Genomic DNA, 13,968 nt, shown 5'->3' with positions numbered 1-13,968 from the left:
GGCCGTGGTGGCTCTCCGGTTGACCGCGCTGCCGTGGCCGCAACGCGCGGCTCTGGCGCTCAGCGTCCTGCTCGCCCTCTTCGGCCTGGCCGGTTTCGCCGTCACCGGCTTCGACGACTTCCTCGGCGCGGGGCCGGACTACGTCCTGGGCCTGCGCGTCAACCCGTTGCAGAACACCATCTACCTCGCGACCGGCGTCATCGGCCTGACGATGTGCTGGCGGGCGCGGTCGGCCCGCGTCTTCGGCGCGTTGATGGCGCCGGTGTACCTGGTCGTCTTCGCCATCGGCGCGCCGTCCGGCGAGGTCGCGGGCACCGGGCCGCTGAACGCCAACAGCGCCATGGGTTTCGTCCACCTGCTGATCGGCTTCGCCGCGGTCGTCATCGCCCAGGGCTGCGCGTGGACCGAGCAGGCCGCCCGCCACCGCCGCCGTCACCACGAAGCGTGAACAACGCTCGCACCGGGTACCTGGTGCGAGTCACGAGTCCACCGGAGGGAGCACGCCCATGGACACCGGCGACCTTCAGGCGTTGATCCGCACAACGGGCCCCTTCACCTCCGTGTACTACGACGCCTCCAGCCTGGTCGACCTCCGCTGGCGCGCGATGCGCGACCAGCTGGACGCCCAGTCGGCCAGTCCGGAAACCCTGGCCGTGCTGGACGAAGCGATCCTCGGCCACCCCGCCCCGACCGGTCCGGCGGGCCGCGCGCTCATCGTCCGCGACAACGAGGTGGTGCTGGACCGCGACCTCCCCATCCCGCCTTCCGGTTACACCGCAAGGCTTTCCCCGCTCCCGTACCTGCTGCCGCTGGTGGACCTCGCGGAGCCGCTGGTGCCGCACGTGATCGTCCACCTTGACCACCTCGGCGCGGACCTGCGCGGTGTCGACCACGCCGGCCGCTCGGTGGCCGTGGCCACCGTCGGCGGCCGCCTGCCCCCGAGCGGCGAACGCCTGCGCACCGCGGAGCTCTCCGACATCAGCGAGGAGGCGTCCCGCATGGTGACGTGGCTCAAGGCCCCGCTGCTGGTGCTGGCCGGTCCGCTGCGGGCGCGCCGGGCCCTGCGCAACACGCTGCCGTCCGTCCACCAGCACATCGTGGTCGAGGTCGACGCCACCCCGCGCTCCGGCGCCACGAACATCGACCACGTCGTCCACCACCTCGCCAGCCGCCGCAACCACGACGAGAACCGCGACGTGGTCGACCGCTTCCGCGACGAGTCGACCAGGTCGACCGGCACGGCGGTGCACGGTCTCCGCGCGGTCTCGGCGGCGCTGAGCGCCGGGGCCGTCGCGACCCTGCTGCTGAGCGACGCGGTGGTCGGCGAACGCGACCTGTGGGTGGACCCGACCGGGAACCAGATCTCGGCGACGCCGCACACCGGCCTGGTCAAGCAGCGGGCGGACGAGGTCCTCCCGCACGCCGCCGTCGCGACCCGAGCCCACATCGTCCTGGTCGGGGAGCACCTGCGCCTGCACGAGGACGTCGGCGCGCTGCTGCGCGGCTGACTCACCCCCGTTTCAGCAGCCGCACCACGGCCGGTTCCACGATCGCCCGCACCCGGTCGGACACCAGTTCGCCGTCACCTGCCCGGCGCAGTGCCGCCCGCACGGTCCTCCCCTGCTCGAACGCCTCCACCAGGCGGGGGTCGACGTAGGACTTCCGCGCCACGGCGGGGGTGTTCCCCAGTTCCTCCGCCACGTCCTCCATCACCGCGCTCACGACCCGCGCCCGTTCCCGCTCCGACGTCGGCTTGTCGGCCCGCGCGAACTCCACCGCCGCCACGACGGTCGCGTGCCACGTCCGCAGGTCCTTCACCGAGTACTCGTCCCCCACCAGTTCCTTGAACCGCTCGTTCACGTCCTCGGCCCGCACCTCGCACCGCCGGTCCCCGTCCCGGTACACCAGCAGCCGGTCCGACTCGCCGCCCGCGCGCCGCAGCGACCGCACGACCCGTGCGAGCGCCGGGTCCTCCAGGTCGCGGGTGAACTCCACGCCGCTCTTCGCCGGGTAGGAGAACCCCACGACGTCCCCACGCACGACCACGTGCGACTTCAGCAGCGTCGCCACGCCGAACGAGCCGTTGTCCTGCGCGTAGGACTCGCCGCCCACCCGGAAGATCCCCCGGTCCAGCAGGTGCAGGGCGGTCGCCACGACCCGCGAGGCCCCCAGCCCCGGCTCCCGCATCAGCTCCTCCACCTCCTCCCGGAACGCGGGCAGCGATGGTGCCAGCCCGAGCACCCTGGTGAACTTCGCCGCGTCCTGCTCCTCCGTCCACCGCGGGTGGTAGAGGTACTGGCGCCGCCCGGCGTCGTCCGTCCCCACCGCCTGCACGTGCCCGTTGGGGAACGGGCTGATCCACACGTCCCGCCACGCGGGCGGGATCGCCAGGTCCGCGATCCGCGCCCGCACCTCGGCGGACGCGGTCGCGCCGGAGGCGTCCCGGTAGGTGAACCCCCGCCCGTGCCGTGCGCGAGCCCAGCCCGGACCGGTCACGTCGCTGCGCCGGAGTCTCATACCGACCCCTGTGCCCACGCCCGCCCGAACACAAACCCGACTCCGGGGTTGAACCGCCACCCGAACGGGTAAAGGCACACATGACCTCCCCGTGGACCGTCGGCGTCGAGCAGGAGCTGTTCCTGGTGGACCCCGAATCCCGTCGTCCGGTCCCCCTCGCCCCCGAGGTGGTCGCCGAGGCCGGTGACGCCTTCGACGTGCAGCGCGAGCTGACGCCGTTCCAGATCGAGGTCGCGACCCCGGTGTGCGAGACACCGGAGGAACTGGTCGACCAGATCCGCGCGGGCCGCGAGCACTTGGCCAAGGCGGCGAAGGCCGTGGGCGCGAACCTGATGGCGTCGGCCATCCCCCCGCTCGGCCGCGCGGGGCCCCCGCCGGAGAGCGACGACCCCCGCTACCGCCTCATGGAGCACTCGCACCGCAAGCTCCTCGGCGGTCAGGGCGTCTGCGGCTGCCACGTCCACGTGGGCGTGCCGGACGCCGACACGGCGATCCTGATCTCGAACGCCCTCCGCCCGTGGCTGCCGACGCTCCTCGCCCTCACGGTGAACTCGCCCGTGATGGACACCGAGGACACCGGCTACGCGAGCTGGCGGGCGATGATCTGGTCGCGCTGGCCCGTCGGCGGCGCGCCGCCGCACTTCGAGTCGGCCGAGCACTACGAGCGGCTGGTCCGGTCGCTCATCGACTCGGAAGCTCTGCTGGACAAGGGAATGGTGTACTGGGACATCCGCCCGTCCGCCAACCACCCCACGATCGAGGTCCGCGTCGCCGACCTGCCGATGACCGTCAAGGAGGTCGCGGTGTTCGCGGAGCTGGTGCGCGCGCTCGCCGCCACCGCCGCCGAGAACCCGCCGACCGACGAGCCGGTGGACCCCGTGCTGCTGCGCGCCGCCGCGTGGCGGGCCGCGCGCGACGGGATCGACGGGCAGGGGGTCGACCTGCGCACCGGCGCGCTCGTGCCCGCGCACGACCAGGCCGCCCAGCTCGTCGCCTACACGGCCGACGCCCTGCGCCGGGTCGGCCAGTTGTCCACTGTGGAGGAACACCTGGCGTGGTTGCGCGCCAACGGTTCCGCCGCGACCCGGCAGCGCAGGGCGCTCAAGGCCGACAGCGATCCGCGCGCGCTCGTGGACCGGCTCGTCGCGTGGACGCTCGACTGAAGTGACCTCCCGCGCCCAGCGGGGTCTACCGTAGGTGAACCGCCACCCCCCGGCGGTCGAAGTGAGAGGAGACCGGTGTGCCCGATCCCACAGCGACGGGAGCGACCGCGCCTCAGCCCGCCGTCCTGGCGTCCGTGCAGGTGAACCGCGCGGCTCCGGGCCTGGTGGTGCTGCACGTGTCCGGCGAGCTGGACACCACGAGTGCCCAGGAGCTCGCCCTGCCGCTGCAGGACCAGCTGGTCGAGGCCAACAAGACCGTGGTCGTCGACCTCGGCGGCGTGCGGTTCCTCGGCTCGGCGGGCCTGGAGGCGCTGGTCGTCGGCCAGCAGCGGGCGACCGAACTCGACATCGCGTTCGTGGTCGTCGCGTCCGGCCGTGCGGCCCTGCGGCCCATCGAGGCGACCGGCCTCAACTCGGTGTTCACGATCGTGGCCACCGTCGACGAGGCCGTCGCGAAGCACTAGACGAGCGAGCGCCGGACAGTGCGGATGGCGCAGCGCACCGCCCCGACCGTGGGCAGTGCGCTGCGCCCCGGCTCCACGACCCAGCGCGCCGCGCCGGTCTCGATCCGCCGTGGCCCGTCCCAGCAGCGCACGGCGGGCGGCAGCACGTAGTGCTGCACCGGTTCCGGCTCGGGGTCCGCCAGGAACAGCCACCGGCCGCGCGCGGCGGCCAGGATCGGCCCCAACGGCCCCGCGAACGTGAGCTGGTGGCTCACCTCGCCCGCCCACCCGGCGGGCACCTCCACCGCGACCACGCCTTCGTCCAGCAGCAGCGCGTCGTCGTGCCAGTTCCACATGCCCGGTGATCTTCAGCCCGTCACGTGTCCGGGACGTGTCGTGACGCAGCGTGGCGTGTTACGCGGTGTTTCGGACCTTCCTCGTGTCAGACCTCGCCGATGTCCTCGAACCACAGCTCCGGCCGGGCCGCGATGAAGTCCGTCATGAGCCCCACGCACTCCTGGTCGTCCAGCAGCGTGATCCGGACGCCGTGCTCGGCCAGCCAGTCGTGGCCGCCGGAGAACGTCGTGGCCTCGCCGACCACCACGTGCGGGATGCCGAACTGGCGCACCAGCCCGGAGCAGTACCAGCACGGCGACAGCGTCGTGACCATGATCGTGTCGCGGTAGCTCGCCCGACGGCCCGCGTTGCGGAACGCGTCCGTCTCGCCGTGGCTGGAGGCGTCGCCGTCCTGCACCCGCCGGTTGTGGCCACGCCCGAGCAGCGTCCCGTTCACGTCGAACAACGCCGCGCCGATCGGGATCCCACCCTCCGCGAGCCCGGCCCTGGCCTCTTCGACGGCTACCGCGAGCATCTCCTGTGCGTCCATCGGCCCACGCTAGCGCTCACCCCGCGCCGAAGCAGACGAAGCCGACGCTCGCCGCGTACGCCAGGTCGTCGCCACCCTCCGAGTGCTCCCGCTGCGCCTGCGCGAGCGCCACGGCCGGGGTCACGCCCTGCGCGAGCCTGCGGTGCAGGTCGACCATGAGCGGCGTGGTCGTCTCGGTCGGCACCGGCATCACCGGCGCGATCAGCGTGGCCGTGCCCAGGCCCAGGAGGGCCGCCGTGAAGCCCATCAGCTCGTCGCCGGGCCGCACGGCCGACATCCCCGAGTCGCACGCCGACAGCACGACCCGCGCGGGCGGCGTGCGCAGGCGTTCCAGGTCGTAGACGGTCAACGGCCCGTCGGCCAGCTCCAGCGCGGAGAACAGCGGGTTGTCCGCGCGGAACGAGCCGTGCGCGGCCACGTGCGCCAGCGTCGCCCCGTCCATCGCGGCGGCGACCTCGTCCACCGTCGCCTTCCCGTCGACCAGGATCCGCGCGCCCGGCACGTGCTCGGCCACGGCGGTGATCTCGGTCGGCGCGGCGGGCAGCCGTGGTCCGGCCGCCAGCACGGCCACGTCGTCCGGTCGGGGCACGCGCGAGGACGTGGCGGCCCGCAGCCACACCGTCGCCGACGGCGCGACCGTCACGGACCGGCCCTCGTTGCCCGGCAGCACCGCCCACGGCAGGCCGTTGAGCACGCCCGTCGGCGCGAGCACCAGCGCGCGGCCGTCGATCCGCTTGCGCAGCGGCGTGAGCAGCCGGTCCGCGAGCCGCCGGGCGGCGTGCGCGGCGGTGGCCCGCAGGTGCGACCGGTCGACCGAGGCGGGCAGCGTCACCATGCGGTGCAGCGCGAAGCGCAGCAGCCGGATCTCCCGCACCGCCCCGTCCACGTCGCCGAGCCGGTGCAGCGACGCCCGACCGCCCGCCACGACGACCGCGAGCAGCTCGTCGTCGAAGTTCACGTACTCCACCAGCGCCGCGTCCCCCAGCGCCCACGCCAGGTCCCGCACGGCGGGCGGCCGGTGAATCGCACCCCCGCCGCTGACCTGACGGCTCAGGTCGCGGACCCGCTGCTCCATCCGCACCTGCCGCTGCCGCAACGCCCCCGACGCCTTGCCCGCCAGCAACGCGGCTTCCAAATCGGCGGTCACGGCCCGCAGCTCGGCCAGCGCGTCGGCCACCGCGGAGTCCTCCGGCGGCCGCGCGGGCGTCATCCGCAACGCCCCAGCCCGCCAGCTCTCCGCCCACGTCAGCACCTTCGCCGCGTGCCCGGTCGCGACCGCCCCGCGCAGCCCGGCCAACGCCAGCGCCTTGCCCTGCGCCCCGCTCAACGCCCGCAATTCCGCGGCTCCCAGGGACACGCGGTACTCGTCCAGCAGCGCCAGCCCGCGCCGCAACGCCGTCTGCGCGCCACGGGGGTTGCCGTCCAGCTCACGCCGCAGCGCCTCGGCATACCAGCCCTGCGCGCGGTTCACCGCCGGACCGCCCCGCCGCGCCGCGCCCGCCACCTCCAGGTGCTCGCGCGCCAACGCCGAATCCCCCAGGTCGCGGGCGATCAGCGCCGCGTCCACCCGAGCCTCCAACGCGGGCGTCCGCCAGCCCAGCTCGTCCAACCGGTCCGCCACGCGGGCCATCCCGGTGCCCAGCCGCCGCGACCGCTGCCCGCTCAAGTACGCCGCGTGCAGCTCGACGTGCCGGGCGTTCGCCTCCCACACCTCGCGCTTCTCCCGCCGGAACCCCTTGCGCGCCAACGCCGCCGTCTCCGCCGCCTGCTCCAGGTCACCCTCCAGCAGCGCGATCCGCGCCCGGTAGAACAACGCCTCCGACCGACCCAGCACCAGGTTCCGGCCGCCCATCTCGGCCAACGCCCGATCGGCCGCCGCCCGCGCCTCCTCCACCAGCGGCACCGACACCAGCAGCTCCAGCCGGTTGATCAGCAGCAGCGGGCGCGGCACCTCCAGCCGCCGGTACTCCGCGTCCGCCTCGGCGAACATCGTCAACGCCCGCGGGATGTCCCCCGCCCGCACCGCGGAGATGCCCGCGTTCCACCGCACGTCCGCCACGGCCAAGTCCTGACCCAGCTCGCGGTAGAGCAGCGCGGACCGGTCGAAGTCCTCGTCCGCGGCCCGCAGACCCCCGGTGTACGCCCGCAGCAGGCCGCGGTTGTTCAGCACGCGCGCCTCGGTGAGCCGGTCGTCGAACCTCCGCACCACGTCCACGGCCGCGTTGTACTCGCGCAGCGCCTCGTCGTAGCGGCACAGGAAGTGCAGCACGATCCCGCGCGTCGTCCGCCCCGCCCCGGCGTCCTGCCCGTGCAGGTCCGGCAGCGCCGCCGTGATCGCGCGCAACGCCTGCACGTGCCTGCCGGTGTTCGACAGGACGAACGCCAGGCTCATCCGCGCCAACGCCGTCAACCGCGCCGAATCCGCACTTCTCGCGATCCGGACCGAACTCCGCAGGTGGCGTTCGGCCGCGTCGAAGTCGTGCAGTTCGCGGAACGACAGCCCGATGGCGCGCTCGGCCAGCGACGCCTCCTCGGCGTCGCCCGCCGCCCGTGCGCGACGCAGCGCCGAACGGCCCATCTCGATTGCCGCGTGCGGGTCACGTTGTCTCGCGTCCAGCGCATCGGCGGCGGAAACATCGGCCACCCGTGCACTTTATCGGGCGACCGATTGGGAACGTCGTTGTGGTAGCTTGACCACGCTGTTCGGTTGCCGCATGTCCACCCCTCCGCGACGTTGTTGTGAGGCTTTGGTGTCAAAATCGTCGGACCGCGCCGAGCTTTACCTGAAAGCACTTGACCAGCTCATCGCCAAGGATGAACGCATTCGGCTGCACGCCGAACCGGGTCGTGAGTTCCTGTTCCGACCGGGCCAACTGCTGGTCACCACCGAAGACCTCCAGCGGGTAATCGCCAAACTGCGGGAGAACGGTTTCCGATTCGAATTGGGCAAGGGATTCCTCGGTTTGGAACGGGTGAATCTCCCCAACAATCGCGACGACATTCCGCGGATCGTCCGCCTGCTCCGCGACCCCAAGACCTGGCCGGGTGAGCGCACCCCGGTCGTCCAGCCGCACCACCTGACCGTCGGCCACGGCGGCAACATGCACGGCTGCCCCGGCGACCGGCCCCGCCCGACCACCCCGCTGCCGAAGCCGGGCAGGCCGGACCTGGGCAAGGGCGTGACGATCGGCGTGATCGACACCGGCATCTCCGCGACCGCCGCGACGGACCACCCGGACTGGCTGGGCGGTTGGTACACCCCGCAGGCCGACGACGTCGACGCCGCGTACGACCACGGCGACTTCTTCGCGCTCCAGGGTGGGCACGGCACGTTCGTCGCGGGCGTGGCCCGCCAGGCCGCGCCGGGCGCGCGCTTCGACCCCGAGGCGGCGCTGGACCCGAACGGCCTCGGCGACGAGGAGTCGCTCGCCACCGCCATCACCGGGCTCGCCAAGGGCGTGCAGATCGTCAACATGTCGCTGGGCTGCTTCACGCTCGACAACGTGGCGTCCGAGCCGGTGCGGCGGGCGGTCAACCTGCTGCCCAAGGACGTCGTGGTCGTCGCGTCGGCGGGCAACCAGGGCACGGACCGGCCGAGCTGGCCCGGCGCGCTGCCGAACGTGGTCGGCGTGGCCGCGCTGGCGCTCAACGGCGACGGCACGGTCGTCCCGGCCTGCTACAGCAACCGGGGCCACTGGGTCGACCTGTGCGCGATCGGCAACCGCAGCTCCACCTACCTCAAGGGCGAGTGGCAGCTGCCGGGCGAGCCGACCCCGGAGGCGTTCGACCGGTTCGCCTACTGGGCGGGCACGTCCTTCGCGACCCCGCACGTGTCGGGAACCATCGCCGCGCTGATGACGTCGAACGGGATCAGCGCCACCCAAGCCCGTGACCTGCTGCTGTCCGGCTCCGAGTTCTTCCCCGGCTACGGCGTCCAGGTGCCCTGACCGCGCACGAAATCCACTCCGACGTGTATCTGACGCGCCCCTCGGTGCTCCGCAGCTTGTGGCAGCATTTCCGAGCAAGGCGCGTCAGTCCCTGCTGAACAAGAGGAGGGGACGTGACCCATGCATCCCCGATCGCCGCGCTCGTCGAGGCGGCGAACGCGGGCGATCAGCGCGCGTGGAACGAGATCGTCGACCGGTACACGCCGCTGGTCCTGTCGGTGATCTACCAGCACCGGCTGCGCCCCGCGGACGCGGCGGACGTGAACCAGACGCTGTGGCTGCGGCTCGTGGAGCAGATCGGGAGGCTCCGCGACCCCGACGCCCTGCCGGGCTGGATCGCGACCACCACGCGCAACGAGTGCCTGCGCATGCTGAAGCTCCAGCAGCGGACCCAGCCGTTCGACCCCCAGGCGACCGACGAGCAAGCGGTGGCCGTGGACCAGGCGGACGTCGAGGCCGAACTGCTGGCGGCCGAACGGCGGCAGGCGTTGCGCGACGGGTTCCGGATGCTGTCCGACCAGTGCCGGGAACTGCTGGCGAAGCTGATGGCCGACCCGCCGCCGAGCTACGCCGACGTCAGCACGGACCTCGACATGCCGATCGGCAGCATCGGACCCACCCGGATCCGCTGCCTGAACAAGTTGCGCAAGACGCCCGCGATCCTCGCGTTCACGGGCGTGGCCCCGGAGGGAGGTGTGCTCGGTGCGGCACTGGGACAGCGATGAATTCCTGCTGGGGGACCTCGACGCGGCGTTGACCGAAGCGGCCTCGGTGCCGCCGGAGTTCCTGGAGGCCGGGCGCGCCGCGTTCGCGTGGCGCACGATCGACGCGGAACTGCTGCTGCTCACCAGCTACGACTCGATCCTGGACACCGAGTTGGCGGGCAGGGCGCGGGCGGTGCTGACGGCGCGGCAGCTCGTGTTCGACGCGGACGGCGTCTCGTTGCAGGTGGAGGTGACCGAGGCCGGGATCGCGGGGCAGCTCATGCCGCCGAGCCGGGCCGTGGTCGTGCTGCTCACCCCCGGTGGTCCCACCGAGGAGACGACGGCGGACGAGTTCGGCTCGTTCCTCCTCGGCCCGCCGCCTCCCGGCCCGATGCGCTTGCGCTGCACCATCGACGGCACCACCGTGCAGACCGACTGGATCTGCGTCTAGCCCCGTCGCGTTCACCCGCGGTCCGCGACGGGGCTGCCGTTTCTCCGGAACCGCTTCGGCGACCGATCCACCGCGCGGACGGGTGAACCGCGTTGTGGGCCGTTCAGCCGTTGACGTTGGTCGGTAAGGTAATCCCCTTCAGCGGACTCATCGCGAAGGCGGGCGTGGACCATGGTCGACCGGGTGGGCTGGGTGCCGGAGGGCGTCGACGTCGATCTGCCGAGCTCGGCGCGGATCTACGACTACCTGCTCGGCGGCGGCCACAACTTCGCCGCCGACCGCGACACCGCGGAGGAGCTGATCAAGGTCCTGCCGGTGCGCGACATGGCCCGGCTGAACCGGGCGTACCTGCGGCGCGCGGTGCTCGAACTCGTGGACCTCGGCGTGCGCCAGTTCCTCGACCTCGGCTCCGGCATCCCGACGGTCGGCAACGTCCACGAGGTCGCCCAGGAGGCCGACCCGACGTGCCGCGTCGTCTACGTCGACTTCGAGCCGGTCGCGGTCACCCACGCCGAGCTGCTGCTCGCCGACAACCCGAACGCCGCCGCGGTCCTCGCCGACCTGCGCGAGCCGGAGGCCGTGCTGGCCAACCCGGAAACCCGGCGGATGCTGGACTTCAGCCAACCCGTCGGCCTGCTCGCGGTTGGCGTGCTCCAGTTCATCCCCGACTCGGACGACCCGTGGGGCGTGCTGGCCCGCTACCGCGACGCCCTCTGCTCCGGCAGCTACCTGGCGCTGTCGCACTTCACCCCGGACCGGATGCCCGAGGCGATGGCCGCGGGCGCCGGCGTCTTCCGGAACACCGCCGAGCCGATCACGCCCCGCACCGCCGAGCAGGTGCTGCGGATGCTGGACGGCTTCGACGTGATCCCACCCGGTCTGGTGATGACGCCCGAGTGGCGTCCGGAGTCACCGGACGAGGTCGGCGACGACCCCGGTCGCGCCAACCTCTACGCGGCGGTAGGCCGAAAGCCCTGACCCAGGCCGGTCCGCTCCACCAGTCCGATCGCCGCCTCCGAGAAACGACGATGAGCACGATCCCAGGGGCAAAGCAGCCCCCGGACGGTCCGCCGCCGTCCGGGACCGAACCCGCTCACCTCCGTCTGGGGGAGAAGTGGGCCAAGGCGCTAGCGCGCACCGCGTACTCGCCCATGTCGCGCCGGAAGATCCGCCGCCACCTGGACACCCACGTGGACGCGCTGGTCGGTCTGCTCACCGCGACACCGTTCACCGCGGAGCCGGCAGCGGACATCGGCGCGTGGCTGGTCGACGCCCGCTACACCGGCCAAACCAGCCTCCAGACCACAGTGGACGTTCTAGGACCGGCACTCCGCACCCTGACCGACGCCCCGGACCGCGAGAACCGCGTGCTGTTCACCATGAGCGCCTTGGCGACCGGCTACGCCAACGCTGTGCGCGAACAGATCTTCGACGAGCAGGAACGCGTCCGCAACGCACTCCTGCTGACCTTGAGCGAAACCCAGCAGGACCTGCACGACAGCGAGGCCCGCTTCCGCCAGGTCTTCGCCAGCTCAGCGGTGGGAATCGTGACCCTCGACGCCACCGGCGCCCTCGTGGAGGCCAACCCGGCCCTGACCGCGATGCTCGGCCACCAGACACCCACCCCACCGGAGGTCTTCACCCAAGAAGACCTCGACGGCCTCCGAGCGTCGTGCGACTCACTGCTCAAGGCCATGGAGGAGAGCTCCCGCTCCGAACGCCGCTTCACCGGCCCGGACGGCGACGAGATCTGGGCGAACGTGGTCCTGTCAGTAGTCCGGGACAGCAACGACCAACCCAAGTTCTTCGTAGCCGTCATCGAAGACGTGACGGACCAACGCACCCTGCGCGAATACCTCCGCTTCCAGGCCCTCCACGACGTCCTGACCGGCCTCCCCAACTGGCAGAGCTTCCTGCCACACCTGGAAAAGGTCCTGGGCAGACTCCACGTCCCGGACACCATCACCCTGTGCTACCTCGACGTGGACAGCCTCGCCCTGGTCAACGACGGCCTCGGCTACCAAGCAGGCGACCGCGTACTCACCGAAATCGCCCACCGCCTCACCGCAGTCGTAGCAGGCGACTTGGCGGTAGTAGCACGAGCGGGCGGCGACGAGTTCGTCATCCTCATCGAGGACTCCCCGGCAACACCCACCATCTCCACCCTGGCAACCGCGATCGACAACGCCGTGGCGGAACCGATCAAACTGGACGCCACCCACTCCACCGCCGTCTCGGCCAGCATGGGTTTCATCCGCACCTCGGCACGCGGCACAGACGCACTCGCCCTCGTCCGCCAGGCCCACAGCACCCTCCGCCGCGCGGAAACCAAGGGCAAACGCCAATGGGCGTACTACGACCCCGACCAGGACGCCGTGGACCGCCCCCACCTGGAACTGGTGGCAGCACTCCCAGGCGCCCTGGAAGCAGGCGACATCTACACCGAGTTCCACCCGGTGGACGGCCTGCTCCTCCTAGCGAACCTGCGCTGGGAGTTGGACGACCGCCTCATCCACCACGACGAGTGCCTGATGTTCGCCGACGAGCTGGGCCACACCATCCCCCTGGGCACAACCCTCCTCACCCACTCCACCACCAGGGCATCAGACCCCGAAGAACACCTACCGGTCCTGGTCCGCCTCTCCCCCGACCACTCCCGCGACCCAGACCTGACAGCGGCAGTCGGCCGAGCCCTGACTGTCGCCGGTCTGGCCCCACACCGACTGTGGGTGGGTTTGTCGTTGCGGGGCACAGGATGCGAGGAGTGGGACGACAACGCCACGGTCCTGGCGGACATGGGCGTGAAGGTAGTCCTCCACGACCTGACCGGCGGCGCGGACGACCTGTCCTTTGTAGACCAAACCCACCCACACGCCGTGATCTTGAGCCCAACCCCGGACAGCCCACTCGCACGCGCTGGAGCGGGAGCGGTGGTGACACTGCTGCGGGACGCCGGGGTGGTCGTGCTGGCGGACGAAACCGACGAGGAGCCGAACGAGTGGCTGCGCTCGATCGGCGTGGATCACTTGCTACCCAGGCAGACGATGGACGAGTACTAGGTTCTACCCGAACGGAAGCAGCCGATCGGGTTAGGGGTCGAGCGGAATATTCTCTTTGCTGGGGCCAGATTTTGCTTCGGGTGCCGTCGGGCCTGGCGTCTACGGGGTTCTAAGGTGGCTCTCGCGGCGGCTCGGCTTCCTGCTTGCTCACCCAGCGACACCAGGTCGCTGCTTGGTCACCCAGCGGCTTCCGGTTCCAGCCGGGCCGGCCAGCGGCTACGACTCCCAGCCGGGCTGGTCAGCGGCCACAGCTCCCAGCCTGCCTACCTGGCGGCTTCGACTTCCAGCGTGCTGTGTCCGATTTGATTTGGGGCCCCTAGATTTGCCCCTTGATCGGGCCAAAAGGCAGTGCCCCAAAGCCGTGCCCGATCTCCAATTTTAAGGGGCAAATCCCCCAAATAAAATCGGACACGAACCAACCAGCCAGGCCCAGCAGGCAGGCAATCAGCTCTCAAGCCTGCTGCCGCAGGCAACCCTGCGCCGTCGACGAGCGGCAGGCCTGCCGCAGGCAACCTTGCGTCGGCCGGTCCTGTAGGCCTGCCGGAGGCAACCCTGCGCCCTCAACCACTCCAAGCTGTCTGCCGCAGGCAACCTGTGACTGAAGCACCGCAGAAGCCGTAGTCAGCAGGCCCCCGGCCTCAACCCAACCCCGTGACCAACCCGACCTGGCCGCTACCTGCACCGATCGGAACTGCTCTTTCTCTCTTCCGGCCCCCGGCCGGCACTCGCACCGGGACCAATCCGTAGCTTGCCGGCAGGTTCTTTTAACCCCCACCCCGGCCGGCCCCCGGTTGTTTT

At 71.6% G+C, this 13,968-nt stretch carries 14 protein-coding genes; 9 read left to right on the top strand and 5 right to left on the bottom strand.

The genetic code is table 11. From position 1 onward, the window contains the following. Positions 1-7: 7 nt before the first annotated feature. Together ACFWW9_RS00070 and ACFWW9_RS00065 are read left to right on the top strand one after the other, a co-directional pair. The gene (locus ACFWW9_RS00070; RefSeq protein WP_390370146.1) at positions 8-448 is read left to right on the top strand and encodes a DUF4383 domain-containing protein; all 441 of its coding nucleotides are present in this window, start codon (positions 8-10) and stop codon (positions 446-448) included. Between the two features lie 58 nt (positions 449-506). Further along, positions 507-1,508 (top strand): hypothetical protein, encoded by a 1,002-nt coding sequence (locus tag ACFWW9_RS00065; protein WP_390370145.1) that lies wholly within the window; start codon positions 507-509, stop codon positions 1,506-1,508. Between the two features lies 1 nt (position 1,509). On the opposite strand, the gene ACFWW9_RS00060 is transcribed toward ACFWW9_RS00065, so the two are convergent. Continuing rightward, complete coding sequence (locus ACFWW9_RS00060; protein ID WP_390370144.1) at positions 1,510-2,517, bottom strand: DNA topoisomerase IB; 1,008 nt, start codon at positions 2,515-2,517, stop codon at positions 1,510-1,512. A gap of 80 nt (positions 2,518-2,597) precedes the next feature. Here ACFWW9_RS00060 and ACFWW9_RS00055 point away from each other — a divergent pair, with 80 nt between their 5' ends. Together ACFWW9_RS00055 and ACFWW9_RS00050 are read left to right on the top strand one after the other, a co-directional pair. Next, positions 2,598-3,680: a glutamate--cysteine ligase gene (locus tag ACFWW9_RS00055; RefSeq protein ID WP_390370143.1), complete on the top strand. Its 1,083-nt coding sequence runs from the start codon at positions 2,598-2,600 to the stop codon at positions 3,678-3,680. A 77-nt stretch (positions 3,681-3,757) separates the two neighbouring features. Next, a complete protein-coding gene (locus tag ACFWW9_RS00050; protein ID WP_390370142.1) occupies positions 3,758-4,144 on the top strand; it encodes an STAS domain-containing protein in 387 nt (128 codons plus the stop codon). Here the strand turns inward: ACFWW9_RS00050 and ACFWW9_RS00045 are convergent. The 4 genes from ACFWW9_RS00045 to ACFWW9_RS00030 form a co-directional block, all read right to left on the bottom strand. After that, positions 4,141-4,479 (bottom strand): hypothetical protein, encoded by a 339-nt coding sequence (locus ACFWW9_RS00045; protein WP_390370140.1) that lies wholly within the window; start codon positions 4,477-4,479, stop codon positions 4,141-4,143. The genes ACFWW9_RS00050 and ACFWW9_RS00045 overlap by 4 nt on opposite strands. 86 nt (positions 4,480-4,565) lie before the next feature. After that, positions 4,566-5,009, bottom strand: coding sequence for a nucleoside deaminase (locus tag ACFWW9_RS00040; protein ID WP_390370139.1), 444 nt, complete (start codon positions 5,007-5,009; stop codon positions 4,566-4,568). A 16-nt stretch (positions 5,010-5,025) separates the two neighbouring features. Beyond that, positions 5,026-7,653 carry a CHAT domain-containing protein gene (locus ACFWW9_RS00035; protein ID WP_390370137.1) on the bottom strand — a complete coding sequence of 876 codons (2,628 nt, stop codon included), beginning with the start codon at positions 7,651-7,653 and terminating at the stop codon, positions 5,026-5,028. A gap of 109 nt (positions 7,654-7,762) precedes the next feature. Further along, positions 7,763-8,101: a hypothetical protein gene (locus ACFWW9_RS00030; protein ID WP_390370135.1), complete on the bottom strand. Its 339-nt coding sequence runs from the start codon at positions 8,099-8,101 to the stop codon at positions 7,763-7,765. A 9-nt stretch (positions 8,102-8,110) separates the two neighbouring features. Between ACFWW9_RS00030 and ACFWW9_RS00025 the strand changes: the two genes are divergently transcribed. The 5 genes from ACFWW9_RS00025 (at position 8,111) to ACFWW9_RS00005 (ending at position 13,170) form a co-directional block, all read left to right on the top strand. Then, positions 8,111-8,956, top strand: a complete 846-nt coding sequence (locus ACFWW9_RS00025; protein WP_390370134.1) for a S8 family serine peptidase — start codon at positions 8,111-8,113, stop codon at positions 8,954-8,956. A gap of 113 nt (positions 8,957-9,069) precedes the next feature. After that, positions 9,070-9,681 (top strand): RNA polymerase sigma factor, encoded by a 612-nt coding sequence (locus ACFWW9_RS00020; protein WP_390370132.1) that lies wholly within the window; start codon positions 9,070-9,072, stop codon positions 9,679-9,681. Then, complete coding sequence (locus ACFWW9_RS00015; RefSeq protein WP_390370130.1) at positions 9,659-10,111, top strand: hypothetical protein; 453 nt, start codon at positions 9,659-9,661, stop codon at positions 10,109-10,111. Before ACFWW9_RS00020 ends, ACFWW9_RS00015 begins: the two co-directional genes overlap by 23 nt. Before the next feature lie 171 nt (positions 10,112-10,282). Then, on the top strand, positions 10,283-11,089 hold the full coding sequence (locus ACFWW9_RS00010) for an SAM-dependent methyltransferase (RefSeq protein WP_390370128.1): 807 nt from the start codon (positions 10,283-10,285) through the stop codon (positions 11,087-11,089). Positions 11,090-11,139: 50 nt separating this feature from the next. Then, a complete protein-coding gene (locus ACFWW9_RS00005; RefSeq protein ID WP_390370126.1) occupies positions 11,140-13,170 on the top strand; it encodes a diguanylate cyclase domain-containing protein in 2,031 nt (676 codons plus the stop codon). Positions 13,171-13,968: the final 798 nt, after the last annotated feature.

Source organism: Umezawaea sp. NPDC059074, from assembly GCF_042738955.1.
Taxonomy (GTDB): domain Bacteria; phylum Actinomycetota; class Actinomycetes; order Mycobacteriales; family Pseudonocardiaceae; genus Umezawaea.
Note: the sequence above shows the minus strand (reverse complement) of the source record. Positions and strands in the feature narration are given on the sequence as shown.